General features: G+C 58.6%; 16 protein-coding genes and 4 pseudogenes. 12 read left to right on the forward strand and 8 right to left on the reverse strand.

Translation table 11 applies throughout. The features are described from left to right. Nucleotides 1-53 precede the first annotated feature (53 nt). The gene (locus tag RQ479_RS23920) at nt 54-506 is read left to right on the forward strand and encodes a hypothetical protein (protein ID WP_128287774.1); all 453 of its coding nucleotides are present in this window, start codon (nt 54-56) and stop codon (nt 504-506) included. Here RQ479_RS23920 and RQ479_RS23925 read toward each other — a convergent pair. The 4 genes from RQ479_RS23925 to RQ479_RS23940 all read right to left on the reverse strand — a co-directional run bounded on the left by RQ479_RS23925 (nt 494) and on the right by RQ479_RS23940 (nt 10,696). Next, a complete protein-coding gene (locus tag RQ479_RS23925) occupies nt 494-5,818 on the reverse strand; it encodes an FtsK/SpoIIIE domain-containing protein (protein WP_128287775.1) in 5,325 nt (1,774 codons plus the stop codon). The genes RQ479_RS23920 and RQ479_RS23925 overlap by 13 nt on opposite strands. Then, on the reverse strand, nt 5,815-7,359 hold the full coding sequence (locus tag RQ479_RS23930) for a hypothetical protein (RefSeq protein WP_206622029.1): 1,545 nt from the start codon (nt 7,357-7,359) through the stop codon (nt 5,815-5,817). The genes RQ479_RS23925 and RQ479_RS23930 overlap by 4 nt, the downstream gene beginning before the upstream one ends. Next, nucleotides 7,359-9,173, reverse strand: coding sequence for a hypothetical protein (locus RQ479_RS23935; RefSeq protein ID WP_206622030.1), 1,815 nt, complete (start codon nt 9,171-9,173; stop codon nt 7,359-7,361). The genes RQ479_RS23930 and RQ479_RS23935 overlap by 1 nt, the downstream gene beginning before the upstream one ends. 266 nt (nt 9,174-9,439) lie before the next feature. Then, nucleotides 9,440-10,696, reverse strand: a complete 1,257-nt coding sequence (locus RQ479_RS23940; RefSeq protein WP_128287776.1) for an endonuclease/exonuclease/phosphatase family protein — start codon at nt 10,694-10,696, stop codon at nt 9,440-9,442. Nucleotides 10,697-10,874: 178 nt separating this feature from the next. On the opposite strand from RQ479_RS23940, the pseudogene RQ479_RS23945 reads away from it, so the two are divergent. The 4 genes and pseudogenes from RQ479_RS23945 to RQ479_RS23960 all read left to right on the forward strand — a co-directional run. Continuing rightward, nucleotides 10,875-11,408 (forward strand): annotated as a pseudogene (locus RQ479_RS23945) (transposase); the annotation flags it as partial. A gap of 419 nt (nt 11,409-11,827) precedes the next feature. Continuing rightward, nucleotides 11,828-13,886, forward strand: a pseudogene (locus RQ479_RS23950) (recombinase family protein). A 28-nt stretch (nt 13,887-13,914) separates the two neighbouring features. Further along, nucleotides 13,915-14,133: pseudogene (locus RQ479_RS23955) on the forward strand (transposase domain-containing protein); the annotation flags it as partial. A gap of 2 nt (nt 14,134-14,135) precedes the next feature. Then, nucleotides 14,136-14,369 carry a hypothetical protein gene (locus RQ479_RS23960; protein ID WP_128287778.1) on the forward strand — a complete coding sequence of 78 codons (234 nt, stop codon included), beginning with the start codon at nt 14,136-14,138 and terminating at the stop codon, nt 14,367-14,369. Between the two features lie 198 nt (nt 14,370-14,567). Here RQ479_RS23960 and RQ479_RS23965 read toward each other — a convergent pair whose 3' ends face one another. Beyond that, entirely contained in the window at nt 14,568-16,517 is a 1,950-nt protein-coding gene (locus tag RQ479_RS23965) for a C1 family peptidase (RefSeq protein ID WP_128287779.1), read from the reverse strand. A gap of 957 nt (nt 16,518-17,474) precedes the next feature. Here RQ479_RS23965 and RQ479_RS23970 point away from each other — a divergent pair. The 7 genes and pseudogenes from RQ479_RS23970 (at nt 17,475) to RQ479_RS24000 (ending at nt 24,042) form a co-directional block, all read left to right on the forward strand. After that, on the forward strand, nt 17,475-18,995 hold the full coding sequence (locus RQ479_RS23970) for a hypothetical protein (protein WP_128287780.1): 1,521 nt from the start codon (nt 17,475-17,477) through the stop codon (nt 18,993-18,995). A gap of 88 nt (nt 18,996-19,083) precedes the next feature. Further along, entirely contained in the window at nt 19,084-19,929 is an 846-nt protein-coding gene (locus RQ479_RS23975; protein ID WP_128287792.1) for a matrixin family metalloprotease, read from the forward strand. A 558-nt stretch (nt 19,930-20,487) separates the two neighbouring features. Then, the gene (locus RQ479_RS23980) at nt 20,488-21,252 is read left to right on the forward strand and encodes a hypothetical protein (protein ID WP_245486530.1); all 765 of its coding nucleotides are present in this window, start codon (nt 20,488-20,490) and stop codon (nt 21,250-21,252) included. A 1,002-nt stretch (nt 21,253-22,254) separates the two neighbouring features. After that, nucleotides 22,255-23,034, forward strand: coding sequence for a hypothetical protein (locus RQ479_RS23985; RefSeq protein WP_128287782.1), 780 nt, complete (start codon nt 22,255-22,257; stop codon nt 23,032-23,034). Continuing rightward, on the forward strand, nt 23,035-23,217 hold the full coding sequence (locus RQ479_RS23990) for a hypothetical protein (RefSeq protein ID WP_128287783.1): 183 nt from the start codon (nt 23,035-23,037) through the stop codon (nt 23,215-23,217). A 27-nt stretch (nt 23,218-23,244) separates the two neighbouring features. Then, a pseudogene (locus tag RQ479_RS23995) lies at nt 23,245-23,908 on the forward strand (hypothetical protein). Next, a complete protein-coding gene (locus tag RQ479_RS24000) occupies nt 23,908-24,042 on the forward strand; it encodes a hypothetical protein (protein ID WP_281061708.1) in 135 nt (44 codons plus the stop codon). Before RQ479_RS23995 ends, RQ479_RS24000 begins: the two are co-directional and overlap by 1 nt. A gap of 668 nt (nt 24,043-24,710) precedes the next feature. Here the strand turns inward: RQ479_RS24000 and RQ479_RS24005 are convergent. Genes RQ479_RS24005 through RQ479_RS24015 form a run of 3 tightly spaced genes read right to left on the reverse strand, consistent with a single transcriptional unit; the run spans nt 24,711 to nt 26,892 of the window. Then, the gene (locus tag RQ479_RS24005; RefSeq protein ID WP_128287784.1) at nt 24,711-25,526 is read right to left on the reverse strand and encodes a hydroxymethylpyrimidine/phosphomethylpyrimidine kinase; all 816 of its coding nucleotides are present in this window, start codon (nt 25,524-25,526) and stop codon (nt 24,711-24,713) included. Then, on the reverse strand, nt 25,517-26,122 hold the full coding sequence (locus RQ479_RS24010; protein WP_128287785.1) for a thiamine phosphate synthase: 606 nt from the start codon (nt 26,120-26,122) through the stop codon (nt 25,517-25,519). Before RQ479_RS24010 ends, RQ479_RS24005 begins: the two co-directional genes overlap by 10 nt. Beyond that, a complete protein-coding gene (locus RQ479_RS24015) occupies nt 26,119-26,892 on the reverse strand; it encodes a thiazole synthase (protein WP_128287786.1) in 774 nt (257 codons plus the stop codon). Before RQ479_RS24015 ends, RQ479_RS24010 begins: the two co-directional genes overlap by 4 nt.

Consider the following 26,892-nt stretch of genomic DNA (forward strand, 5'->3'; position numbering starts at 1 on the left):
GGCCCAGGCAATTTGCTGATAGAGTACTGGCGGAACAGGAGATACGCATCCCCATGCCCGACGGCAACGATGTCAGTGTCAAGGAAATCTACAAAGAGCAATACGCGCACTTCAGAGCGATGAACGACATTCTCTACAAGATTCCCCCGCTGTTCTCGGTGGCGATCGGCGGGTTGTGGTACTTCGCGGCGTCCCAGCTCAAGACCGATCGGCTCATCGCCGTCGCAATCTTCTTGTTCGCGGCCGTCGTGAGTATCGCAAGCGTTTTCATCATGGGTCGCTTCAGCCGGGCCTTCAGCCTCTACATTACCAATTTGAACAAGCTCGACGGCGAGTATGCGGTCTCGCTCAAGAACAAGGACAGGAAATGGCCGCCCTCGACGGTGAAGATCATTCAGTTCCTGTTGTGGGTCGCGGCGGCTATTTCGTGCGCCGGGGTCATTTACGCCCTCGCCCCCCTGTTTTGTCCTCCCGCGCCTCCGGTTTTGCCAGCTCAACCGTCCTGAGCCGCGATCGCCGACACCACGTCTTCTATGTCCTCGTCAGACAGGAACGGCGCCTGTGCGAAGACGGTCGAGGCCTCGCCGCTCAGCCGCGCGGCCAGGTGCCCGAGGCCGAGCAGGTTCTCGGCGCCCTTCGTCCCGAGTGCGATCTCTGAGGTTCCGACACTCGCGACCTTGAGGATCAGCCGATTACCGAGATTGTCACGCAGCTGAACAGGCATCACCCCGGCATCGGGCCGTTGTGCCGCAAAGACCAGATGGATGCCGGCGGCTCGCGCCTTCACCCCGAGTCTGGAAACAATCGAGGTGACGGCACCCTTGTAATCCTCGGTCAGCATCCATTCGGCGAACTCATCGTGTATGAGAAACTTCATCGGCAGCCGTGCTTCTGGCGCGGCCTTGATGTTGAACGATCGGATGTCGCGAGCCCCGCTCTGCCTGAACAGCTCGTACCGCCGGTCCATCTCGATGACGAGACCTTCCATCATTTCGATCGCAGCCGCTTGGTCAATGATGATCCCACCCTTCACATGCGGCAACCGCTCGATTGCGGAGTAGTCGACGCCCATTTTTGGATCGATCAGATGGATGTGGACTAGGGCGCTAGGATTGGTCGCGGCGATGTCGAGGATCAGCGCCTGGATTAGCACCGATTTACCGCTGCCCGTCGCGCCGGCGATGAGCGTATGCGGGTCGTGTTGTGACACGCCAGCGAATGGCAAGTTGAGATAGAGAATTTCGCCGTCCAGCTCGCGCAGACCAAGAAGGAAGCTCGTGTTGAGACCGGCGGCATTGCGGTTCAGGGTGCGGCGCTCCCAGAGATCCCACATCGAGACAATCTGCCGCTTTGCTCTCGCCACGCCGACCACGATCTCGCCGGGCAGCGGTGAGATCGAGATCACTCGCAGGCCATGCGTGGTCAGAAGCGCGGATTGTTTAGCCTCGATGTCTTCGACTCGCAGGCGGTCGCTGCCGACAAATCGCACCAAGGCGGCGTTTGGCGTCAATCGCATCCCCGCGATCTTGGCCTGTAGATTGTAACCCATAAGGGCCGTTCGCAGCCGGCCGGCTGTCGCCTCGAGCCATTGTTCGTCCTCACCAGCCGCCTCCTGCACCTGCCCCGCTCTCCGGGACACCAGGCCGGCAAAGCTCTCGTTGCCCCCTGGGATCGGTCCGGCCGCCTCCTGCTCCTCCCGATCGGGCGCTGTGGAGCGGGCAGTGGCATGAGGCTGAGCCTCGCCGCTATCAGCAACCGCCGCTGTTCCGGTGCTCACGTTGGGCTCGGGCGGAAGGGGCGTGGGTGTCGTTGGCGGAGGGCTCGGCGGAGGTGCGTCCGGCTCGGGGCCGCTGCCACTGGCTAGGCCACTCCTGGTCGTCCACCGAACGCGCGGTGCCGGCGCGCGAAACTCAGATGTCTCCCACGGCCTGCGATCGCCCAGCGCGCTTCTGATCGGCATCAACGGTTCAGAGGCCTCATAGGCCTTGATCAGTTGCCGCAGACCTTCGCGCGTGTAGATCTCCTGCAATCCCCGAACCTCGGTCACTTCGTCCTGATCGCCGGACGAGCCATCCGCGTCTGCGGGTCCCGATACGAAAATATGGGAATAGCCCTTCAGATCGATCTCCACCGTTCCATTGCGGATCCCGTTCCTCACCTCCTCGAGCGAAAAGTTCGCGGTCAGAGCCGACGGTTCATCGAGCAGGATGTCGGCAAGACGCGAAAGCCACAGGTCACGGTCAAGCCGCCCTGGATCGCCGAAAAGCGCGTCCTCGATCCGGCGCATTGTCTGTCGCAACTGCTGGCTGGAATGACGTTTGGCTTCCGCCAGACCACTGGTCTCGACATACTTCGCTTCGGTTACAACAGCGCGAAGCCTTGGGCGCCCATCAGGCCCCGGGTCCACGCTGAGCGCAAGGATGTCGGCAATTCCTTCCTCACGCTGGCCCAGCCATTGCGCGTAGTCGTCGAGGAGGAACCACGATGCCGGACGCTTCAAAAGCTCCTCAGCAACAAGTGCACGACTGAGAACCAGGCCTATCAACTCCCCCGCTGATACGCCGCGCTTGGCCGCACGCAATATGACATCGCCAGAGATGGCCGTCGCATCGGCAATCATTCTCTCGGCGAGCGCCGATAGACGGTCGTCGCTAAGCCCGAGGCTGAGTTGATCTAGGCGTCGACGGACAAGCACCGGCAGGACGCGCAAGTCCGACGTCGAAGACACCACCATGTTTCGGCCGTGTGTGCGTTCGCGCCGATACCGGATGACCTTGATGCCCTGCGCCATGAGCTGCCGCTTGTCGAGGAGGTCGTCATAAGTGGCGACCCACTCCGCCAGGCCGTGAACATCCTTGAACATGGCCTCCAGGCCATGGTCCTGCAGCGAAATCTGACGCGCGGGCAGGTAATGCTCGTTGTCGCGATGGGACTGTTTGCGGATCACAGCCGCCAGAGCGTCAAGATAGGACCAGCCGACCCGAGGTTGGCGGGGCGAAACCAGATAGCTTGTGGCGGTGAGTTGTTCTTCTCCAACCACCCGGCGATACGACCAGCGAGGCGGCACGTGGTCGGCGATCGAGGGGTCCGTGTCGTCGTTGCGGGGGACAGAAAACCAGGCCTCTCTAGCCTGGCGCGATACGACATCATGCAGGAACGCCACGTCTACGCTGCGCTCGTCCGGTGCCCGACGCCCAGTGCTTCCTTCAAGCATCACCCCAATTCTGAGCTTCGACATGAAGTTGAGCGAGGTTTCACTGACGACGATGGCGTCGGGGTCGTTGCCGGACTGATCCAGCAGATCGGTATAGACCTTGTTGAGCTTGGAGCGGTCTCGATGGCGGACGAGGACGTTGCAGTGGACCTCTTCCTCGTGGACTGACCCCAACGCGTTGACCGTGGCCAATGGCAGGCCAGCAGCATCGCAGTTGTAGAGCATGATGCTCAGATTGGCGCGCTCATGCGGCTGCAAGTCGAGATAACGGCCGATCAGCCCGCGGATCTCACGCGCGGCCTCGGCCGGATCCACATCCGTGGACGCTTCCGAGGGATCGCGAACCGGCCGCTCCATGAAGCTGTAGTCGTTGAGCGTGCTTGTCTCCGTCAGCAGAACCGCTTCGCCACCGGTGAAACCCGGGACTGCCTCCGGGTAGTAAGGGTGAGCGAGTTCGGACCGGAGATCGGCAAAAAAGAGCCGCTGGTCGCCGAAATTGACTTCCTCGGCCTTGAGCAGGTGATCAATCAGGCCGCAGAGCGATCGCATCTTGACCGCCGTTGCGGCCATTCGCATCGGGTGCCACGGCGCTACGATCGCAGCCGGCGTCGAACCGGCAATCCGAACCGTGCCGATCCTCAGGATCGGTTCCCACAGGTCCCGCCGGTTTAGGTCACCTGGCGCCGAGCTACGAAGTTGCTCAAGCAGCCTGGCGTACAACTCGGCCTGTTCCAGCTGAAGTGTTCCCCCCATGCCGTTCGTCCGGCAATCTTCGATGGCAGCCGAGTAGCCCGCGACGAAGGCAGTCCATGTCTCTCCAAGGTCCGCGCCGGCAGGCGGCGTCATGCGACCGCCCGCGACGGCTGCCTTGATGGCCCTGGGCAGGGCCTTGCTTAAGTCTTCGACATTGGTTGATCGTGGAACCAACGATCCCGCATCCTGGCGGAACGAGGGTTGCAAAGTGCCTACGTCGGCGAGCGACACCGACTGCATCGCTCCCTTCTTGCTGACCAGCATGCGTGACACTTCGGCAATGCCGAATGGGTTCTTTTCGAGCCGGGCCAAGTCATCGGGCAACGCCAGTCCGATCGCGTTTGGCTCGGCCCGCCAGATCAACTGGACCGTGTTTTTCTCCGCACCTGGGCCGCTTCCCACCGTCAGAGTGAGGTCGAACTTGATCTGAATGTTTGCGCGCGACGTCGCGACGTTCTCGCGGAATTTGCGGCTCCTGCTTGCGGCTTCGAGCAGCGCCTCAAACTCGAAAATGTGCGGCGTTTCCCAGCTAACCGCCGGTGGGAGAACCTGACGCAGGGCCTTGTATTTGAGGCTGAAGGCGCGGGCCACGTCCGCATTCATGTCCAGCCATTGCGTCTTGGTCCGGCGTGAAGATCGGATCTCGATCCGCCGAGGCATCTTGAGCGTGCCGAGCTGGGCAAAGAGACGCTCGATACTGCGGACCAAGCCATCGAGGAAATCCGTGCACTCAATTGGGCGTCCGTAGACGAACTTCTCCCATTTGGCGCGCAACTGCCTGTTGGCCGCCAGATCCTCCCGATGAGCTTCGAAGAACTCGCGGTCGTCCTCTCGGGCTTCCTTGAGGGATCGATCCTTGAGATCGCCGAGATACGCCTTGTCGGGGTCGCTGAGGCGATCGGGACGCTCGTAGTCGAAGAACTGAGCGGTCTCTTCCGGAAGCTTCAGCTTCTTGAGCTTGAGTCCCGAAAAGATGAGAAGAATATTGTCCTGTTCCCACTCGAGCTCGGCGAGCCTTTCCGTCGCCTCGCGCCACCCGGTCGGCGAATCGACGAATGCCTCGATCGTCGGGTGCAGCTCGGCGGCGATCTCGTCTCGAACCGTCTCGAACTGATCCCGCAGCTCGTCGGCTTCGATCGGCTGGCGATTGGGCCGCTGCTTGGAAAGCAGCGGTCTACGGTCAGCGATGAGTTTGTCGTAAAGGCGTCGCCATCGGCTTTGCTGCTGCAGATCCTTTGGCCGCTGCGATCGGAAGTATCCTGTGTCGCGCGGCAATTGCAGTGCCGGCAACGCCCAGCCAAGTGCGTCCGCTACGGGTAGTGACATGGTGTCAATCGCCGCGCGTGTCATGGCAACATAGTTGCTGAGCTGCGCGAGGGGCCAGTCATCGACACTGGACAGAGCCTTGAGGGCTATGTGCCATGCCTCGATGTGCTCTTCCGGAAGCCCAAGTCCATCGGATGCAGGGAGCACCCAATAGGCGGGTCCCTCTTTGAGTTCCTTGGCACCGATCAACGCCACATCGTGCAACGATGCGCCCTGATCATCGTCGGTGTTCGCGATAAGGAGCGCGGGACGGTCGCACTCGGCATGACGCCACGCGACGGTCCTTTCATCGGTGATCACGGAATCGGGCAGACCCTGGCCATCGACCAGTGCGCGGGGAACAGCAATCTTGACTTGCGACTGGATCGAAGCGTCAGAAACCAGCTGCGTGACGATCGCCGCAACCTGCGGTCCGGTGAGGCGATCGAGCATGAAGCGAGCGGTGCCGCTGTCGGCCCCGAGGCCCTGCAGGCGCTCCTGGAGCGCCGCAGCGCCTGCTGTGCCGATTAGATCGAGGGCGTTCATGCTCGCACCTCGCGGCGAAACGGATTTTCCACATAGGCGGCCGAGTCCGAGAGCCGGTTGAGCAGGCCGAGGCTAATCAACCTTTCCTCCAGCCGCCGCGCATTGTCTGAAAAGTCTTCCTGATCGGCTTTCCCGGCGCCGATGATGCTCGCGGCCTGTTGATCTCCGATCACGAGGCCGTAGCGATCGTGGAGGGCGGCAAGGAAGTCCTTGAACTCCATCCGCTCGCTCACGCAGCACACAACAAGTGTCTTGAGTAGGCGGTCGGTCGGTGCGTAGCGCACGCGCCGGCTTGATCGACGCGAGCTCAGTCCGATCTGCCGCGCCCAGGTCGAATGAACCTTGCCCACATGCTGCGCGTGCCTCGTTTTTGCCCTGCCGACCAGCTCGTCAATCAGGTCGCCAGGATTGCTCATCCCGGTCGGGAGGTCGTCAGGGTCGGGCCAGTCAAATTGGCGGCCGAGGACCTCCGCGGCGCTGAGAACGGCATCGTCCGATGCAACGGCGAGCTGCCACTCATGAGAGGTTTCGGCACTGCGGACGTAATGCTCAATGGCAAGACCGGGCAGCGCATTGTTCGCTTGGAAAGAGTCCGCCGCAAGGTCACGGATTACGGTCTTTTTTGGCGACACGATCTCGCAGATCATCGTAATGGGCACCGAGTCGAGCAGCTCACGCGCCCGGTCAAGCTGGTATCGAACAAGATTGAGCCCGGTGATGGTTACGATGTGCGGCAGAGCGTCGAACACCGAAATCGGGCTATCGAGAATGGCGATCCAATCCTCGGCGAGCTGATCGAAGATCGGGTGGGTTGAGCAGGGTAGGTAGGCGCCCGGCCGATCACGCTCGGCAAGTTGTGGCTCGCCTTGCAGCGCAGCGACCAGCCGATCGTAGACGGTCGGTTGGTCGAAGATTTTTCCGACCAGTCGCTCTTTGAGCTCGGTGGCCCGCTTGGACCGGCATAGCATCAAATAGAGAACTTCGCCGGTTCGGGCAAAAAATCGCCTGTCGGTTGAGACACCAGACGCCGTCACCGCAGCATCCTCGTACAGCGCGCTGGGACCGAAGGGGAAAACGAACTTCGAACTCCAGCGTTTGTTGCTGGCGCCTTCGATGGCGGACGACTGCAAGAATCCCACCACAGAGGCAAAATCATCGAAGGAGTCGAAGCGGCCGCGGAGATAACTGAAGTCCCGGCTCTCGAGGCCGCCGGCGTTCTGTTCCATTAACTCCAGCCATTTGGTCCAGGCTGCATCGTCGGAGAGCCTCTCTGCCCCGATGGTCAAAAGGTAGGGATTATTGAAGATGAGATTGCGCAGTCGCAATTGTGTCTGCGGACGATAGGAAAGTGCGTTGAACTCCCCTTCCGCAAAAGCGCGCCCGGCGACTTGTTCGGATCGGAGCACGCCAAGGAATTCGAGAAGTATCAGCCAGGGCGTCTGTTCGTCATGCAGGCGGTGCCCCCAAATCGCTTCGTCGACCCAGAACGCTGGTCCTGTGCGATCCTCATGGGAAATAGGGCGTTTCAGGATCTCCATCATCAGAGCCTCACCGTGACGCTACGCGATGATGCACGGCCGTCAGAATTAAGGTCGATGAACTTGAGGACGATCCCGTCACTACGATCGTCTCCATCAAGGAATCGCCGCCGTTCGACGGCGCTCAGCAGTCGTGCCTTGAACGCTAGAAGGTCCTCGTGGCACTCGAGCGAAAAACTCGTAGGCAGTGCGCCCTCGGCCACACGTCCCAAGAATTCAAAACGGGTCGTGGACAGCTGCAGCGTGACTTCAGGCGGATCGTCACGTGCGAGTCGAACCACCAGTTTCATGCCTCCATCCCCGTCACCGAGCAGCGCCACCTCCTCGCCGGCCCTGCGGGCGACGGACACGAATTCCTCGAGCAGAGGGCTGGTTCTCGACTGCGATTGGCTTCCCGAACTTGCAAGAACCAGTTCGTCCTGGTTCTGGATCAGCATGCCAGTGAACACCCGGTTTAGCCCGCGTATGAGCATGGGCATCACCTGCCGTGGTAACGCTCGTTTCTCGGCCAATGCGCGACTGGTCTCGAGATAGAGCCCAGCGTACCGAAAGACGGTCAGGTCCCAGAGGTCCAACGTGTCTGCCAGCTCGTCTGAGATTGTAAAGAACAACCGCTGACGCTGCCCGCGTAGGAGCCCGAGAAAACGGGAGACGGCGCTCGGATCGTCGCCCTCGAGGTAGGACTGTTGCGCCCGTTTATAGGCTAGCGTTTCGCCGTAGACCTGATCGGTTTGCACGAGGGTCCGGTACGTTTCCACCAGTGCCGGATCGTCGGCGCCGTAGACCAGTATATTGTCGACTTTGTTGCTCGTTTCCGATCCTATGCCGAACAGGTTGAGCTTGCGAAAGGGTTCGGTTCGTTCCGCTCGGCTTGGTTTCAAATTGCCGCCGAACACATTACGGTAGGGACTGGCTCGCTCCGCGGTTCCCGCAGCTGCCAGTTCGGCGACATCAGTGCACGCCATAAGTCCGTCGCGTGCATCGGGATGGCCAAGAATGATGTTCGTGACGAGGGATAAAACCTGCCGGATGGTAAAGTGACCACCATTCTGTTCGCTGGCTTCGACCAGATTGCCGAGCCGTCGCCAAAAGAGACTACTGTCGTGGTTTCCGACCAGCCGTTCGCGGTTCTCACGGATCGGACAGGTTGCTCCATTTAGCGCAGGGCAATCCGCGCACCCGTCCCAACCCGGGTGCAGCGTCACCGCATCGATTACCTGATCGATCATCGCGGCGGCGGCAGACCGGCTGAGGTCTCTCAAATCGAGCTTAATCGCAGCGTTCCCACTCCGGCCAACGACCAGGAGATTCTCAACCGCCTCAACAAGAGCGCTTGTCGTCTTATCGCTTCCGGCAGTCTTCATCTTTTCGAGAAGCTGGCCATGATTGGCCGCCATCAGATAGACCCTGGGGGAATTAGTGTCTGCGACATCCCACGCCATCTGCTCGATCAGCGGTTTACTCTCATCGGAGCGGAGCTCGCTCAGGTCCTTCACGACAATGAGCTGGCGAGACCCCAAGCTGAGGCGCTGGATCTTCTCCCCACCGTTCCAATCTTCGATCGTGCCTCCGAGCTCAAGCCACACGCGTCGGCAGTGATACGTCTTTCCGTCGCCGGCGGTGCCCGTGAGGATGATGGACTGGCACTCGTCTGACCTGAAATTGCCGACCAACCATGCCAGATGTTGAGCCGGCAGCTCGATAGGCTGCATCTTCAAACGAGCCAACGCCCGCTGAATGGTCTCGTCGTACATATTATCGTTGGTCGGAATGGGTCCGTAGTTCCGAAGAAATCGGATCCAGTTATTGGCCGGCATGCGCTATTCCCCCCCGACTGCCGCCTTGCGCTGACGACAGTCCTGGAATTCCAGCGCAGCCCCATGAAAATCAGTCAGTTGCAGACTACTGTAGAACTCGTGAAACGCAACAATACAACACCGAGGGATCGGTGAACGCCATCTCCTCACCCCTTCGCGGCAGGGTTCCAAAGATTGGGGTCCCGTTAAACGCAAGGGATAAGACGTCCTTATTCATCTGTGCGACCATGAAACCGCAAGCGAAGAACGCACCGAGTCTCTCAGACCTAAAAGCTAAAACTTGCGATCAACGGGCAATGGTCTGCGATGCCGAGCAGCGGCTCGGGATTGTCTTTGTTGGGATGACGACTCCCCCCGAGTCTTCCAATCGAGGTATGCGTCGCATCACCTCGAGGGACAAGGCCCCGTCCCAGCAAGATGTGGTCGAGCCCGATGGGATTTCGGCACCCAAGATAGGCGTGAAACCTCAAGACATCGACTTCTGGCGTATCAAGTGCTCGTGTCTCACCCATCCCGCACAGAAGCTTCCCAACCTCATTGAGAGGACACAGCTCCTTGAGCATCGTGAAGGCGCTCGATGCAGGCTTGCCGTCGATGACTTCCTCAAACAGGGAGCTCACGCGCACGCCGGCGGGGAGTGGGGTTGTAGGGTCGCTGCCATCACTTCGCACCGCTCGGGAGTCCTCAAGCTCGTGCCAGAGGTTGCGATTGAAGTCGCCCAGCAGGATGGTCTTGTCGGTGACCGCCGTCTCTCGGTCGATCCAGGTCTCTAGGGGGACGATCTGATCGTGCAGGATCTGGCAAGCGGACGCATCTCCAGCCAGTGGGTTTCCACCGATGGGGGAGACGCAGCTCGATTTCAGATGCACATTGAGGACCTGCAGACGCGTTCCGCCGATATCGATGGCCAAGGACAGCCCTGGCCGGGGCTGATCCTTGGGTGGCCTGACATCTTTGAGCGTCAGAGGGTCTTCGGTCGCGCAAGCTATCTGACTGCCCAGAGACCTCTTCCATGCGATGGCAAGACGTTGGACCTTGAAGGTCGTGAAGGAGCAGACCTCCCAATCGGCAGCGCCGTTTGGCAAAACCTCAAGAACAGCTTCTTTGCCGCTTACTTCCTGAAATGCGATGATATCGGCCGGAACGCTGTTCGCGATGAAATTTTGTATTTGGGTGCGCCGTTGCTCGTACGCGGCGCGTGTGACGCGGACGGTGGCAAATCCGAATCCCTGCTTATTGGCTCCGTAGACATCGCAAACAGGGAAGCGGGCGGCATCCCAACCCTCTATATCGAATGCGTTGATGTCCCATCCGAACTGCGCACCGATCTGTGTCGATGGGCGGTATCTTTTTGTGGCCAGGTCCAACTCGTAAGTTGCGGTGCAGGCTTCAATCCAGTCCGTGACTGCCGCGCGATCCATGTGCCAACCCAGATTCCAGGTGGCAATGCTGATATCACGCGCGGCAGCCGCGCCCGCCAGACTTGAAAACAACAGGCTCAGAAGCACAAATAGGCGACGCATCAATGACCCCCTGAATTGGAATGGGCTAGTACCTACGCACAAGTCGGAACGTCTTGCGGCAAAGCGGCGGCAAGCATAGCTTGCGCAACCACAGTCCGTTGGCTTCAATCTTATGCAGTTTCCCTGACAAATTAACTAGGGGCCACAATGTATCGCGCGCTACCTGGCGGTTGAGCGGCTGATGCTGGCCGATGCCTTTGGTGGCTACGGCAATCTCTATGCGACGGGCCGTCAGCCGGCGCCTATTCTGGAAGCCAGCTGCTGGGCCCACAGTCGGCGCAAAGTGTTCGAGCTGGCCGATATCGAAGCGGCGGCGCGCAAGAAGGCGCGCAGCGAGAAGCCCAACCTGGTCTATCCGCTGGCGGTCGAAGCCGTGAAGCGCATCGATGCCCTGTTCGATATCGAACGCGAGATCAACGGCCTGTCGCCAGCCCAACGCCACGCCGTGCGCCAGGAGCGGAGCGCGCGCTTAGTCACCGAGCTCGAGCGCTGGATGATCGAGACGCGCGACAAGATTTCGCGCGGACACGACCTGAGCAAGGCCTTCAACTACATGCTGCGCCGGTGGTCATCCTTCACCCGGTTCCTCGACGATGGGCGGATCTGCCTATCGAACAATGCAGCCGAGCGAGCCCTGCGCGGCATCGCAATCTCGGGGTCATTCTGCCCATGTTGGGCAGGAGGTCGAAGTCCATTATCGCTGGCATCCGTATTTCGGACGCCGGCTTCGCTGCGAGAACAGCGAAGAACGCGCCAACGGCCGGATCATTCATCTCGTCATCGTGCCGGGCATGTCATTACCGCTCCGGCCTGGATGATAGATCCCGTGGCGTGCGCAGCAATGGATCTGGGCTCCCCGCGCGCGTCGCTTGCTGCACTGCTTGAACTGAACAAGCTCTTGATCCAGCGCCGTTTCCGGCGAGGCTCTCCGGATGGTTTCATCATCGGGGAGACTCAAAATGAGAACCTTGCCGCCACCGACACGATCTCTCGTGATCGTTCGCCAGCTCAGCATGCCGCTCGACTCGCACAAGCTAGTCGGGCTGAGCGCAGCGCAACGAACGATCGTGATCGCCCGGCTCGCCAATGTGCTGATGGCCGCCGCCGGTATCGTGACGGAGGAGAGCCGCGATGACGAGCCGTAATCTGATTCCGGCCACCATCCTCAAGCGCAGGGCCGTTGTCTATGTACGTCAGTCCACGCAGGCGCAAGTGCAGCTCAATCTTGAGAGCCAGCGTCGGCAATATGAGCTGGTCGACGGCGGCGCTGGGGATTCCGCAAGGTTGAGGTGATCGACGAGGACTTGGGACGCACCGCAAGTGGAGCTGTGGAACGTCCCGGTTTCGAACGCCTGGTCGACGATCTGTGCACCGGTCATGTGGGCGCTGTGCTTTGCCTGGAGGCGTCCCGCCTGTCTCGCAACGGACCGGACTGGCATCGGCTGCTCGAGTTGTGCGGCGAAGCCGATGCACGGGTGATCGATCTGGACGGAGTCTACGATCCGGGACTGCCGAACGATCGCCTGCTGCTCGGCATGAAGGGGAGCATAAGCGAGTTCGAACTCGGGGTGCTGCGTGCTCGCATGTACGAAGCTGCCCGCGCCAAGGCACAGCGCGGCGAACAGCGCATCTCTGTGCCCTTCGGCTACGTCTGGCACCGGGATTACGGTCTCGGGTTCGATCCCGATATACGCCTGCAGGAGACCATTCGCCTGATATTCGCGCGTTTCCGCGAACTCGGCAGTGCGCGCCAGGTCCTGATCTCGATGATCGACGATGGCGTGCATTTCCCCAGACCCTCCGACGGCAAGAAGATGGTGTCCTTCGCCTGGGTTCCGGTCCGCTACCGCAACGTGATCTCCGTCCTGAAGAACCCGTTCTACGCCGGCGCTTATGTCTATGGTAAGAGCGAGAAGCGCACCGAGATCGTGGATGGCCGCGTCCGCAAGAGCTATGGTCATTACAAGCCGGCCAGCGATTGGGCGGTGGTGCTCAAGGAGCATCACGAAGGCTATATCGGATGGAGCGAGTACGAACGGAACCAGGAACTTCTCGCCGCCAACGCCTATGGCAAAGCCGGCGGCGTCAAGTCGGGCCGCGGCGGTCGCGCGTTGCTCCCGGGTCTTCTCTCCTGTGGTCGATGCGGGCGAAGACTGGTTGTCACGTATGCCGGACGTGGCCAAGGTTACCCGGTCTATCGTTGCGAGAACACCATGATGGCGCAGGCGCGATGCATGTCGTTCAACGGCTTTCGCACCGATGCGGCGGTGGCCCGCGAAGCCTTGGAGGCGGTTGCGCCGATGGCGATCGAGGCGGCGTTGGAGGCTGAACAGATGCAGCTGGAGAGCGAAGCCAGGCGGCGGCAGATGATCGAGATGGACCTGCAGCAGGCACGCTATGAGGCATCGCTCGCCGAGCGCCGCTACGCCGCCTGCGACCCGGAGAACCGGCTTATAGCGGCCCAGCTCGAGAGGAACTGGGAAGCTACGCTCAGGCGCGTGGAGACCTGCGAGGCCCGGCTCAGTGAAGTCCAGCGTATGGAGCCTGTCGACGCGATCCCTGACTTCACCGGCCTCGCCCAGGATCTCGAAGCCGCCTGGAATGCGCCGGGTGTCGATATGCGCTGCCGTCAGCAACTGCTGCGCGCGCTCATCAAGGACATTGTGGCGGACGTCGATGACGACGCGCGCGATGTGATCCTGACCATCCATTGGCATGGGGGCCAGCATTCCCAGGTAAGGGTTCGCAAGCCCAAATCCGGAGAGCATGGCCAGAGTACGCCTGAGGAGGCTCTGGCGGTCATGCGATCCATGGCAACGCGATGGTCGGATGCCGAAATCGCCGCCACACTCAACCGCATGGGCATGAAGACGGGTCAGGGAAAGACCTGGACGGCGCGACGCGTCCAATCCCTGCGCACGTGCACAAGATCAGCGGCTATCGGTCTTCCGACAAGAACGGCGAGTGGCTTACCATGTCGGACGCGGCCGCGAAGCTTGCGTGTCGCACGTCAAAATCCGCCGGTTCGTCAGGGACGGCATATTGCCAGCCGAGCAGGTCATGCCCCGGCGCGCCCTACCAGATCCGCGCCAGCGACCTTGAAGATGAACGGATCAAGGCCGATTTGGCGCGCAAATCTCCGCGTATCATCAACGACGATAATCAGAAATCGCTGTTTCCCGCCATTTGAAGAGGGGGTGCATAATGAATCAGTCTTCGCTCTCGGCAGAAAGTCCTGGCTGTTCTGCGGTTCCGATCGCGGCGGACAGCGCGCTGCCATTCTCTACAGCCTGATCGTCGGCGCCAAGATGAACGATATCGACCCGCAGGCCTGGCTCGCCGACGCCCTCGCCCGACTGCCCGCCTATCCGGCCGATGATCTGCTGCTGTGGAATTGGAGGTCCGCAAAACTGCGGACCCAACCAGCTGCCGCCTGATCATGCAGCGCAATAAGGTGCATCACGTCTACACCGTCGGCCGTGTCGCCAGCGACCTCGGCGTCAGCGAAGCGCTCATCCACGAACTGACCCTCGGTCTCGAGCCGGAGGACGGCGTCATCTGGGTGTACGGCACCCAACGAGACGACGGGATCTTGGCCTTCACCGATGAAGGCATCGAGGAGCTCAAACTCCTCCTCGAAGAATATTATCGCGTCTCCCCATCAAAAACTTGACGCCAGCACTCCGGTGCTCAGTCCTCATGGCCGCCGGATACGCACGTCTGCGGTCTTCACCGGATGCGTACGCCGCAGGCAGGTGGTCACCAAGTGTTGCGGTTCGTGGAGAGTAAGCTCCGTGAGCTCTGAACTCCGTAACATATCCAGGCGTATCAACGTAGACGGACTGGCCCGCGGGACTTAGGAAGCATGGGTTCACTTCGCTGCGGAAGGCTGGCCGAGCTTTTGGTCGAGGGACTGCCTGAATTCTCGCTTCTGTATATTGGAGCCAGTCGGCCTACGCTTCGCGAGATCCTTGGCTATCTTGGTTACGGAACCATCGAGCACTCGATGCAGCGTTGACAGTAATGTCACTTCGTCGTTATCGAAATCGCCGTGGTGCCTTGCTTTAGAGGCTGGACCCGGAGCTAAATTCCACTGCTTGGTTGTTCCGTCGAATAGCGTCCCCAGCGCATCTTTGGCAAATCTTTCCATGCCGAGGATAGGAACTCCGTCCTTTAGAGCAGGGATGTGAGGTGTTTTTTCAAACGCGTTGCTGACAAGATAAAGCAGCGACTTATGATAGATGCCGGCGCAATCGTCGTCCTGCTCCGTTGGGTCGTCAAGCGTATAAAGATCGAATTTCTCGATCATTCCCTTCTTGAGCGCTGGCAAATAGGTCTCATTGAAGAGCGCGACTGTGCACGCAGGCGCCCAAAGACTGACAGTTTTTAAGGGGACTTTGGCCTTGGCGAATTTTGAAACGACCGGGGCATGAAATATCGATCCTGCGCTATGTCCGACGAGATGGACCTCATCAATCTCACCGTCCTTGTGGAGCTTGATGAGATGGTCGGTTACTAAGTTCGCCGAGCCAAGTTTCTCTTCCGTCGCCATCCGCGCGTTTTCTTTCATCTCGTCCCACAGCGCTTTACCTCCGAGGTTTCGCGCGCCGACCTCCAGAGTGTCGTCTAGCCTGTCGAGCATGAAATCTTTGGCTTTGTCCAGGAGGCCTTCGTCCCGCCGGCGCCCAATTGCGTCCCTCAATATGTTTGATAAAGTCGTCCAAACGTCCGAGCGCCAGATGAATGAGAGAGGATAGACCTGCGATTGAAGCAACGGCGCGAGATTGCTTGAAACCGTTTGCACCGCACCGTCCTGACCGACCAGACCGCCGTGAGCATAGAGCAGCACACGCCTAGTTTGCCATGAAGACATGGCGCGCGGCATCCGCTCAGTTATCAGAGTTTTCAACCCGGCAGGGGTTAAGCCATAGGTGCCCTTGTCGTCCAAGACACCATTGTTCTTCGACGTGATGATGTATGGACGAAGGTCTGCATAAACCTGGCTTTGGTAGCTGCGCGGAGCGTCCGCTCTCATGTTTGCGGTAGCAAGCGACGAGGTCAGGTCGACGGGTGCGCCGAGTGACGCGACCCATACGTCTGTGCCGTTCGCGAGCCAGTCCGTGTAGGACAGGTTTGCCAGCCCTTTTGCGCCCCACTTTTCCCCCCAGCTGTTTTGAACCCAGAAGCCTCGGCGATTGTAACCTACGATCGCAAAGGCGTGCCCGCCAATCTGCCCGGGACGATATTCAATATTCTCCTGTTCCGGCTTGACCGACTGCCATCCGTCGTGAACGCGCGCCGTGGCATACAAAATGCCGGTTTCGTTAATCGCCGCGTGCATGCCGACGAGGTCTTTGTGATTCACGCGAAAATAAGCGCCGAGCGGACGAGCAAGCGCGTCCGCAGACCGCTTTTCCTCAACAGTGGGATCGGGATCGCGTTCTTTCCAGAGCGCATAAGCGCAAAGACCGTGCTTGAACCATCCCTTCATGGCTCCCCTCGCACTGGATCCCTCGTAATTTTGCCCGGGCCACTCATCATAACGCTTGGCCATCGCGTAAAGCATCCAGGCACTTACTTCGTCGGCCGCCGGATTCCTTTCTCGGACCCTCAGGAGATAGTTTGCGACCGTCGCCAAACCGAAGCCGGTGCATGCACCTTCTCGGCCCTGATCCAGGACGGGTATGCCAAGGCCATAATAGGCGCTGATATCACTTTCGGGCGCGACACGGATAAGTGTCGGCGTAAAGATTGCATCTCGGAAGTCAATCGTGTCAGGCAGTGCGTCGAAGGTTCTCTTTGTAGCTGCAGCCCTTGCCATTTCCCCACCCATGATCCCGGAACGTAAGTGTGCGTCAGTCGCCGGTCACGGCTGCGCAATATTCGGTGAATGCATTTTCCATATAGATCTGCGCCCGAGAGCCACTCCCGTTGTAGGGGGTAGAACTTTGGAGGCAGATATCAAAGTCGCACCACTGGCGCTCCCGAAAGAACTGCTCGTCTGTCTTCGCTCCTCGCAAGTCCTACTTAAACCTTCTGTAGCCGTTGTAGACTCTGCGAACGATCCGAATGACGCTGAAGCCTACGCGTTTTATTCGCTATCTTCGATAGGCATCGCAGTGAAATCAGGTCCGAATGCTTAGGTGTTTTTTGGGAAAGCGGTCCGCGGCGCGCCGCAGTAATCGCCGCCTGCTTGAAAAAAACATTAACGTTAGACGATCTCGTGGACCGACATCTCGTCTATCCAGCTAAGCATCTCCTGGCATACGATCGCGCATAAATGCTCGAGCCCCGTAAGCCTTGCGGTCCGCCATAATACTCACGCCAAACGCAAGGTCTGAACGCAGTTTATTCTGCAGAAAACGTATTAGCCCTCGAACATACTAAAGAACGAGTCCCAGTGAAAATCAAGACCCAAGTCATCTATGACAACATGAAGACGGTGGTATGGACGGTCGTCGTCGGCAAGGACCGCAACACAACAGCCGCTTCCGAATCCGAGACGGCCTCCACCCGCCTGAGCGTTTGCAGACACGGCGGCTCCAGCTGTTCTCGCGCTACTCCCGGACGTTTGGAGCTCGCTCTTCATACATGTCGATTTCAGAGAAAACCCTCGATGACGCTTATTCGCAAAATTCATATGGGGTCTTAACTGAATCTAGTGCGCTGATTTGTTCAAGGTGCACCCGCCACACTTCGACATTACGACAAATAGGAGTCGACTCGCCAAGCTTTATTGCTAATATAAGGAAGCGGAAATGAAGGGGTGGGGGCGTCGATGGGTATCAATCTAGATATCCCTGGCATCTGGACGTACCGTAGCTTTCTAAATGTCGCGGGGAATGTTGGCGATTTTGGCAAACTGACAGTTTGGGAAGCCGAACTATCCCTCGAAGTTAGCGAGGACGGGCGCATCTATGGTTTATTGGGGGAGCGCCCAGATCTTTGTGTAGGTAGCGAACCCTACTTACTCGTTGAAGGCACCGTTATACCTGGCAACCCTGCGGTGATTAGCTGGCGTGCTAAGGGCAAGCCTCAATCCGAGTATGAGGGCTGGATCTACGACTACCGGGGCTACCTATCCCCCGAGTGGCCGGACGCGCCGCGCAATCGCCCAACGATCGTAGGAACCGTGACGCGCACCGTGGCCCATAATGGAGCGCCGGCGGGTTCAGTGTTCTCTTTTGTCGCGGTCAAGTCGGATTTCCTTGAACCACGCAAAACGATACCCCTAGCGAAAAGCATCATCGACATGATGAGCTCGGCAGAGCATCGCTACCATCATGCGCTTTGGCACGCCTCGCGCGACACATGGGACAACCTGAGCGACCCCAAGAAGGAGGCTCTGCGCGCAACCGGTTGGCAGCCTGGCCCAAAAACCAAAGAGCGAGCAAGTCTGTCGGCCGATCGACTCGCCAACGGTTCGGGCGAAGATTTTTTCTACATGCACCGGCGCATGGTGAAGGAGGTTCGAGCTATGGATCCCTCTGTCGGGACCTGGCGACGTCTGCCGCAGCAGCAGTTCCCCTCGTCGTTTGCGCCCGAAACGAAGGCGTCGCAGATTGGCAATCTCGATGGATACTCCCTGCCGCCAGCGTGGGTCGTGCCGGGTGACCCTGACACGACGAATTGGCTGTTCGAATTGAGGAAAACCTCAACGCTTTATGGCCGATTCCAGGCATGGGAGGCGCTTTATACCTCCGCGGACTACCTCGCCTCCCTGTCGCTCGGCGAGCTTGGTTCACGGATTGAGTTCACCATCCACAATTGGATGCATATGCGGTGGACCTCGGTGACCCGCGACCCTATCGGTGATGTGGCCAAGCGCGGTTTGCCGCTTCCCAACGGCCGCGACGCACTGGACTTCGATGAAAAATGGCTGGATCCCGAGTACGACTATCTAGGCGAGACTTTTTCGTCGCACATTAATCCGATTTTTTGGCGGCTGCACGGGTGGGTCGATGACCGCATCGACGACTGGTACCGCGCCCACGAAGCCCTGCGACCTGGAGTGGTCAAGCCAATGACCCTTGACGGCGTGGAATGGTTCGCGGTCGACGGGACTTGGGTGAAGAACGACGAGCCATGGGAGGGGGCGCGTGCGTCATCATCCCCAACCCATCACGCTGGGCACAATCATCCTGGTCACTCGGGACGGGTCTTGGATGTGCCGACGATGCAAGCGGCCTTAAGGATTATTTACGGCCCCGAACCGGACGCTGCGCCTTCAGCAATGGAAGACCACGTGCAGGCTTTGCCCGGGACGCGGGCAAGCTGGTTTAAGAATGTCCCAGCTTAAAAAGGGTTTAGCGGGGCGCTGCAAGTCGGGAACCCGGCAGACCAAGATCGCCGAATGCGTTTCATCACGGATGGGGGAGAACTTTCATATGGCACGGACAAAAGAAACGACACTATCGCCCGCGAAGTCCACCAAAGCCAGCGTTTCGCCGGAACTCCGGGACGATAAAGCCGCCGAGCGCAATACCAAGCCCCTTGTCCACGTTATCCGGGAGGGTGTCCGCTGCGACACCGAAGAGCGCGGGCACAAGACCCCAAAGGGCAAATCCCCGTTAGAAATCGTCGTCGACGCCTCAGAAGGCTTTATTCCTTTGTGGGCAAAAGGAACAACGCTGCGCTGGAAGTTCCGTGAGAGCTCCGTGCAATCGTTTGCAGATCCCGCCAAAGTCAAGGCTCAAGTTGAGGATTTGTTCGCGAAGGCCATTCTTGCTTGGGGCGATGCAGTGCCAATCAAGTTCGCGCAGCGAGACGACGCCTGGGATTTCGAGATTGTGGTGAAACACAGCGACGACTGCGACGTCAACGGTTGCGTACTGGCCAGCGCGTTCTTCCCCGACGGCGGTCGGCACGTCGTGACTATCTATCCCAAGATATTCGAACAAGACCCGACAGAGCAGGTTGAGACCTTAGTTCACGAAATCGGTCACATTTTTGGCCTTAGGCATTTTTTCGCGCAGGTCAGTGAGACCGCTTGGCCCTCCATCATTTTTGGGACGCATAAGAAATTCAGCATCATGAACTACGGCGCGGACAGTAAGTTGACCGCAGACGACACTGCCGACCTAAAGAAGCTCTATTCACTGGCTTGGAGCGGCCAATTAACAGAAATCAACGGAACCCCGATCAAATTTATGACGCCGTTCCACACGAGTGGCGAGCCGACAGAAATCATCTCGGCCATGGAACCTGCGCAAACCTTAGCCAGGGTACAGTAGCTTTTGTCGCCCTAAGATTGATACGGCCAACTTCTATCATTTCGAGAACCTGCGGCCTTAGGTGGATAGGAGCAGTAATATGATTTCGCTCGTCGTCTTTGTCGCATCGGGCCAACCGCGACGCTGCCAACAGTTGTGACCAGAATTAGAACAATAACTCCCGGCAACGACAATCGCTGCGGAGCTATATTGCCAATATCACACACTTGAGTGATGATGGCCTAGAAGAGGCTAGGGAGCTTCATAAACTTTTCCGTCATCTAGTGCCGTTCAGGCACAAGGATTTCATTGGAATCGCATTTACCTTCTTTATCTTCGAAGCGGCATTTAGTTTTATCATTAGAAGGCTGCGGCTGAGCATAGGGGGTAAGTCGAGGAGGGAATTATGTCCCTTCCCGAAAAGCTTATACATTTTTAAGTCTGAGCATTGGGGTGGTATCTATGTGCTTCTGGCGCTGCGTGCTGACGTCTGTCTTCTGCCTTGCCCTTGCCGACTGCGGAACGTACGTTCCGAGCACTCGCGAATGGCCCAACGCAAACACGCTTAAAGAAAGCGACATGATCAGCACGATCATCAGAAGCGTTGGCTGCGAGCTTAGTTACACCGTAACGCAAGTGATAGAGAATGACAGAAGAGACGCAACATATCGAAAGACACAACAGACCTATACCGATTTCCTCAACAACTGGGGCGTTGAGGTCGCCATCAACCTCACGGTTGTCGAAAAGACATCGGTGAACCCGACGGTCCTTCTTACCCCACCTTCGGGCCCTTCATCGATATTCACTGCGGCTGCCGGACTAGCAGGTTCCGCTGAAGCGACCCGTCTGCAAAAGACGAACGTCTTTTTCACTGTGGCGGATTTGTACAGGCCCCAGTTATTCTCCGTCGATTCCACTAAAAGAGGGTGCCGCGACCCCCGTGGAAACAAGGAAGGCTCCCTCCTTGTCGACAGTGACTTGAAGCTGTCCTCACTTCTTGAAGGCCGCATCGGCGCCACGATACTCAATGTCGCTGACAGCCCGGGATCCAGCGTGCCGATCACCGGACAGAAAAACGTGCTTTCGCAAACCGTGTCCTTCAAGATCGTCACTTCCGGTTCGATCACGCCGACCTGGAAGCTCGTTCGGGCGAGTGTGAACCCCTCCGGAACATTCTTCAGCACAAATCGCGACCGGACCCACGAACTCGTGTTCACTTTCGGCCCGCTTGATAAATCGGTCAAGGGAAGGCCAACGGGCCTTACGCCTTTGGCCGAGGCTACGCATCTCAATACTCAGCTTCAGACCGGGATCAGAGGCTTGGTCAGTCCCCTCCAGTGAAGGTGTTGTTCGATGGGAAAATCAAGGAAAACAGTTCCCGAAGCGCAGAAAGCTGACAAAGCCAAGCGATCGAGTAAGTCGCGTACCAAAAACGACAAGAAGACAAAGAGTCAGGAACGCCTACATTTTCAAGCGTTGGTCAGTGTCGGTGCAGAGGACATAGGCACCCCTGACCAGATTTCCAGGATCAAGGAGGCTCTGAGTTCCAATCAGCTTGATGATCACATGATAACGGAGCTCATGCTTCATTGCGCTTCGGTGTTGGCTTTCAGGCGCTCTCAGGCAACTGGGTTGAAAGAGAAGACTTCGCCGGTCGACGGCAGCTGCTACAAGGGGGTAGGCGGAAGTGACCAAGTTACCATCTGGTCGAACGGGTTTGCTGTCGAAACCTGTTCCCGACAAGAGGCAAGAGATCGGGGAATCCCCGCCTGCGGATAGTCCTTAGGTGGTGTTCGGACTGGTGTTAGAGAAGATCTGCGGCCCGAATTAAGGGAGCGTCTTTGCAGAAGAATAAGCCTTTCGGCGGGCAAATGACCAATGATGTTTAACCGCAACACTAATTGTGGGAGTGGGGTCCGCCGGCCCGGTCGCTTTCAACTAGGCAAGGACCTGCTCGCCATCATCTTAGGTGTCTTGCGGACCATTCTGGGCTTCTATTACGGCTCCGCGGGATTTGGGACGGCGGCGCCGCAGGCCTTGACGATCTCGGAACTCGCTTGGAATCAGGAATCCCTGCCAAGCGGCAGTAAGGCATCAATTGCTGGAAAGCTGCCCGGTGGAACGCCGCCCTACCGCCTCTTCCATGCGCTTCCTGACGCGCTGGCTGACGGCATAGCCGCCGTGCCGCGTCGTGCGCCCGTTCCCTTGCGCGGTGCTCCCCCCGCCGGTTCCCGCATGCCGGGTCAAGGCGTGACCCACCCCCCTGTGGCCTCCTAATGTTTTGGAAAAGGACCGCAGTATGATAATGTTATGCAGGAATACTCGAAACAATAGGCTTCGACTATGCCCCGCAAATTATCCGCTCTACTGCTTTGCCTCCCCATCGTGGTCTTCTCATCAGTCAGGGCTGACGCCGACTGGTTTACTGATCCTTTCAAGGATCTAAAGGGGATAAAAGAAATAGGTCAGGTATTAACCAATGCGGTGCAAGATGCAGGTAATACACTGTCCAAAGGAGTTAAGGCAAGTCGGATGTTCAGCGGACCGGGAGAATACCCTCCTGAAAATTTCGGGGCATATGGTATTTTAGCATTTCCTGCTAAAGCTTCTGAGTTTGACAAAGATAGACATCTTAAGGTGTGCCAGGCATATCTAAATAGTTTTGTCTCTGCCTTCAACTTAGATCTGCCGCCAGCCGAGCAGATGGTTACAGTTTGGCCGATAAATGATGATAATATGTCCGACAAACTCAACGCGGGATCAAAGAAGGAAGACTGCGAGGTAGTTGTTTCGAATTTTGGTCTGTCCATGTCAACGGTCGCAATCGATTCCGCTAGGCGCGCTGGGTGGTCGCCTGACGGGAAAGGACCATTTTTGATTGCTTGGGCGCCAGGGAAAAGCATACGAGACGAGAAGCCAATAATCTTGTATGAGGACATGTCAAAGTTCGAAGAATACGGTGATTTCGTCGCCGCGATGAACGCCTGGAAGGGCGAGATACAGGGTGACAACGATTTATTTAAACCGGGATGGAACTTGGATAATTTCAAGAAAAAGATACGAGACGTATCAAATAAATACGGCAAAGAGATTGCGTCTGCTTTCGGCACCAAGGGCGGGTAGATGAACTTCTTACAATACGGTTCGGCCGGAGCTATTGGGTTCTTGATCGGCTTGGCTGCTGTCGTTTGGATTGAAGATCTAAACGCTGGGGGAATTTTTTTGATCATTGCTTTTTGCGTTGCTGTAGCCACTATTATTTTTGCTTTGGCCAAGTTACTGTTGGGAACTGGCGGCGCGAAGTAGGACGATGACCAGCAGACTGTTGAAAAAGTGGCTCGTGTTGATCTCGAGACTCGGGTGCGGCGCGATCATCCGTTGCGCCGCATTCAGGCGATTGTGAACGAGGCACTGGCGGCGTTGGAGCGGGACTAGGCGGCGCTGTATTCGCCGATGAGGCGGCCTTCGGTCCCGCCGGAAAATCTGCTGCGAGCGATGCTCTACTCGATCCGCTCGCACGGCTTTTGATGGAACGGCTGGAATACGCAAGGGCAGAGGAAAGGAGGCCAAGCTGTGCTTTATGGGACATGGCTTGATGGAGAACCGCCACGGCCTGCTGGTCGACGTCTGCCTGACACTGGCCGACCGACATGCTGAGCGGGTGGCCGCACTGCACATGATCGAACCTCGACCGGAGCGGCCACAGGCGATCAAGGCCTACAACGCGGAAGACTTCGTCAATGAGCTGCGCTCGATAACGGTGACGCCGCACGTGGCGCAGAATATGGGCGTCCGCAGTTCCGCGATCGACGGGCGCACGACGCGGCATGGCGACTATGCCGACAGCCAGCGCATCAGGAAGCGTTGGATCAAGGTCGTGGCCGACCAGCACCAGACCAGTTCCGCGGTCGCGACCGTGTCGGATGGACCCTCACCTTCGTAGCCGCTGCCTAACAATCTGGTGCGACTGCCAAAGCTCATGGCGGAGACCGGCTGATGGCCAAGGTTCGCAGCTTCGCCAAGGCCTTTGCCGGCCGCTGGTACATCGTCGAGACGGATGTTTGGGATAACGACTTCCTCGATTTCGTCGAGGAAGCGCATCTGACATTCGACGCCGAGCCCGGTACTTAAATCTCCCGTCGGCATTGGATTCGTGGTCCGGAGTGCCCAGCCGACTTCTGCGTCAGGTGCTGATCTCCCTGGCAGTCATTCGTCGAAAAGCCGGCGCGGGTCTGGGTTTACTTCTCCCGCGCCAAGCCTCTGGACCGCAGCTGAATGATCCCTTCTGGCGCGAAGTTCAAGGCGGTGAGAAACCAGACTTCTATGCGTCAATGTTCACGCTTCGTGCCTCAAAAGCCGCATAAATAGGCAGACTGGTATAATGGCCGAAATTATCTGTCGTCAGTTGAGCCTACGAGTCCAGAATTATCTGTCGTCGGCCTGACTGTTAAGTGGCTCATATCCCACCGCTTTTCGCCCGAAGGGGTTCCCGATGCCCTTCGGTCAACAGGTTACCAATGTGCCCGAACGACAATTAATTCCGAACTGGCGCTAAGGAGCTGTCTTCATTAGCTTATTGCGGCCCTGATCGGTAACCTAAGGCCACCCACACGCGGATTGGTAACCCACAGGAATAGGTTTGGTAACCCTTATCGAGTGAGGGCCGCTCGTACCTTTCGGCGGGTTCGTTTCAGTTCTAAGCCCGGGTTAATTCCGGACAACGACAGATAATTCTGGACGGCACAGTGGAACTCAACGCGTTGTAAGGATGGCATAGAGAGGCCCCTTCTCTAGTCTCGCTACGGGAAAAATTCTGGAAAATGGGTCTGCTTGGCTGGACGCAGAACGTTGTGATTATTCAGCCGGCATTTCTGAAGCTTCTCGAACACAAACAGCTTGCCTTCGCGCACGCTATCTTCGAGCGAGTTCGCCTTCGCCAGATGCGCCCCAATCGCGCTGGCCAGCATGCAACCTGTTCCGCGCATCGATATAGCAAGGCGCGGCGTGTCGAAGTGGATGGGTTCATGATCGGAGCGTAACAGAATATCGGTCGATCGAGCCCCCGATGCGTGGCCGCCCTTGATCAGCAAGGCGTGAAACCCGACCGCCAGCAATTCTTGGCCTTGCAGCACCGCGCCGTCCTCATCCATCGCCAATTCTGAGCCAACAAGGAGCGCCAACTCGATGAGATTGGGAGTGACCAGACGGCAAAGCGGCATCAGATTCCGCCTCATGGCGGCGATGGCGCCCGCTTCCAGCAGCGCCCGGCCTGAGGTCGAGGCCAGCACCGGGTCGAGTACTGCCGGCACTTGCGGATTTTCGCGCAGCACGCAGGCAACTGCAGCAACGATCTCTGCCGTCGCGAGCATGCCGATCTTAACGGCAGCCACCTCGTTGGCCTGCAGCGCCGCGCGCATCTGATCGGCCACCAGGCTTGGTGACGAATGTTGGATTTCCATCACAGCATCATGCGTCTGCACCGTTAGCGCCGTGACAGCGAGGCAGGTGCGAACACCAACGGAAGAGATCGTCTCGATGTCGCGCACGATTCCGGCGCCCCCGCTGGAGTCGGATCCGCCGACGACAAGCACATGCGGTTCTCGCCTCAGCGCCATCGATCTGTCTTTTCGATCCATTCTCGCGTGCGCGCTTGGGGATCGGCATTCAATGTGATGTCGGTGACCACCGCCGCGCTGTCCGCACCGGCCGCAAAGACACCGTCGAGCCGGTCAGGGTTGAGGCCACCAATGGCGACCAAAGGAACCGGTGCGACCCGGCGCTTCCACTCGTTAATCCGCCCGAGCCCTTGCGGTGCCCATTTCATCTTCTTCAGGATGGTTGGATAGATGGGGCCAAGCGCGATATAGTCGGGTCCCGCGGCCATAGCCATTTCCAGTTCGATATCGTCATGGGTACTGAGTCCGAGCCTTACACCGGCTGCCTTTATCGCCAAGAGGTCGGCGGTCTGCAAATCCTCTTGGCCGAGATGAACGAAGTCGCAGCCTTCCTCGATCGCCAGCCGCCAATGGTCGTTGACGATGAGCTTGCATTGGTGCTCGGCGCACAAGGCCTTGGCCTTCCGGATTTCGGCGCGCAACCCGGCTTCGTCCATGATCTTGATACGAAGCTGCACCAGCTCGACGCCGAGCGGCACCAGCCGTTCGATCAAGGCAGCGCTGTCGACGATCAGATAAAAGGGATCGAGCTTCATGAAAAAACGGCCCTGCCGACCATCGGTGTCGATGGCACGGCGACGTCGCGCGGTTCGAGCATTCCCGAACTGAACGCCTCACGACCGGCGTCGACCGCCTTACCGAACGCACGCCCCATGCCGACCGGATCTGCCGCCTTGGCGACCGCTGTGTTCAGGAGCACGGCGTCAAAGCCGAGTTCCATGACGGTGGCCGCGTGCGACGGCCGTCCCAGCCCCGCATCCACAATCAGCGGGACGCCAGGGAAATGTCCGCGCATCGAGCGCAGCGCCGTCATGTTGACCGGTCCCAAGGCGGAACCGATCGGTGCGCACCACGGCATCAGGACCTTGCAGCCCGCTTCCAGCAGCCGCTCGGCGACAACGAGATCGTCGGTGGTATAGGGGAATACCGCGAAGCCGTCCTCGCACAGGATGCGGGCGGCTTCAACCAGACCGAACACATCCGGCTGTAGCGTGTCGTGATTGCCGATCACTTCGAGCTTGATCCAGTTGGTGCCGAAGACCTCGCGCGCCATTTTCGCGGTGGTGACGGCCTCCTTGACGGAGAGGCAGCCGGCGGTATTGGGCAGGATTCTGGCGCCCAGCGAGCGGATCAACGACCAGAATTGTTCGCCGGCCCTACCGCCCGCCATCTCACGCCGCAACGAGACGGTCACCACCGACGTGCCCGATGCCTTGACTGCATCGGCAAGGATGGCCGGCGAAGGATACTGAGCCGTGCCGAGAAGCAGGCGCGACGAAAGCTCGGTTCCATAAAGCTCCAACAT

Origin of the sequence: Mesorhizobium sp. ISC25 (assembly GCF_042295465.1) — a bacterium.
Lineage (GTDB): Bacteria > Pseudomonadota > Alphaproteobacteria > Rhizobiales > Rhizobiaceae > Mesorhizobium.

What these genes read in the sequence shown, in the direction of transcription:
- RQ479_RS23920 (WP_128287774.1), top strand. Translation starts at nt 54, where the DNA reads ATGCCCGACGGCAACGATGTCAGTGTCAAGGAAATCTACAAAGAGCAA.
- RQ479_RS23925 (WP_128287775.1), bottom strand. Translation starts at nt 5,818, where the DNA reads ATGAACGCCCTCGATCTAATCGGCACAGCAGGCGCTGCGGCGCTCCAG.
- RQ479_RS23930 (WP_206622029.1), bottom strand. Translation starts at nt 7,359, where the DNA reads ATGATGGAGATCCTGAAACGCCCTATTTCCCATGAGGATCGCACAGGA.
- RQ479_RS23935 (WP_206622030.1), bottom strand. Translation starts at nt 9,173, where the DNA reads ATGCCGGCCAATAACTGGATCCGATTTCTTCGGAACTACGGACCCATT.
- RQ479_RS23940 (WP_128287776.1), bottom strand. Translation starts at nt 10,696, where the DNA reads ATGCGTCGCCTATTTGTGCTTCTGAGCCTGTTGTTTTCAAGTCTGGCG.
- RQ479_RS23960 (WP_128287778.1), top strand. Translation starts at nt 14,136, where the DNA reads ATGCAGCGCAATAAGGTGCATCACGTCTACACCGTCGGCCGTGTCGCC.
- RQ479_RS23965 (WP_128287779.1), bottom strand. Translation starts at nt 16,517, where the DNA reads ATGGCAAGGGCTGCAGCTACAAAGAGAACCTTCGACGCACTGCCTGAC.
- RQ479_RS23970 (WP_128287780.1), top strand. Translation starts at nt 17,475, where the DNA reads ATGGGTATCAATCTAGATATCCCTGGCATCTGGACGTACCGTAGCTTT.
- RQ479_RS23975 (WP_128287792.1), top strand. Translation starts at nt 19,084, where the DNA reads ATGGCACGGACAAAAGAAACGACACTATCGCCCGCGAAGTCCACCAAA.
- RQ479_RS23980 (WP_245486530.1), top strand. Translation starts at nt 20,488, where the DNA reads ATGATCAGCACGATCATCAGAAGCGTTGGCTGCGAGCTTAGTTACACC.
- RQ479_RS23985 (WP_128287782.1), top strand. Translation starts at nt 22,255, where the DNA reads ATGCCCCGCAAATTATCCGCTCTACTGCTTTGCCTCCCCATCGTGGTC.
- RQ479_RS23990 (WP_128287783.1), top strand. Translation starts at nt 23,035, where the DNA reads ATGAACTTCTTACAATACGGTTCGGCCGGAGCTATTGGGTTCTTGATC.
- RQ479_RS24000 (WP_281061708.1), top strand. Translation starts at nt 23,908, where the DNA reads ATGGCCAAGGTTCGCAGCTTCGCCAAGGCCTTTGCCGGCCGCTGGTAC.
- RQ479_RS24005 (WP_128287784.1), bottom strand. Translation starts at nt 25,526, where the DNA reads ATGGCGCTGAGGCGAGAACCGCATGTGCTTGTCGTCGGCGGATCCGAC.
- RQ479_RS24010 (WP_128287785.1), bottom strand. Translation starts at nt 26,122, where the DNA reads ATGAAGCTCGATCCCTTTTATCTGATCGTCGACAGCGCTGCCTTGATC.
- RQ479_RS24015 (WP_128287786.1), bottom strand. Translation starts at nt 26,892, where the DNA reads ATGTTGGAGCTTTATGGAACCGAGCTTTCGTCGCGCCTGCTTCTCGGC.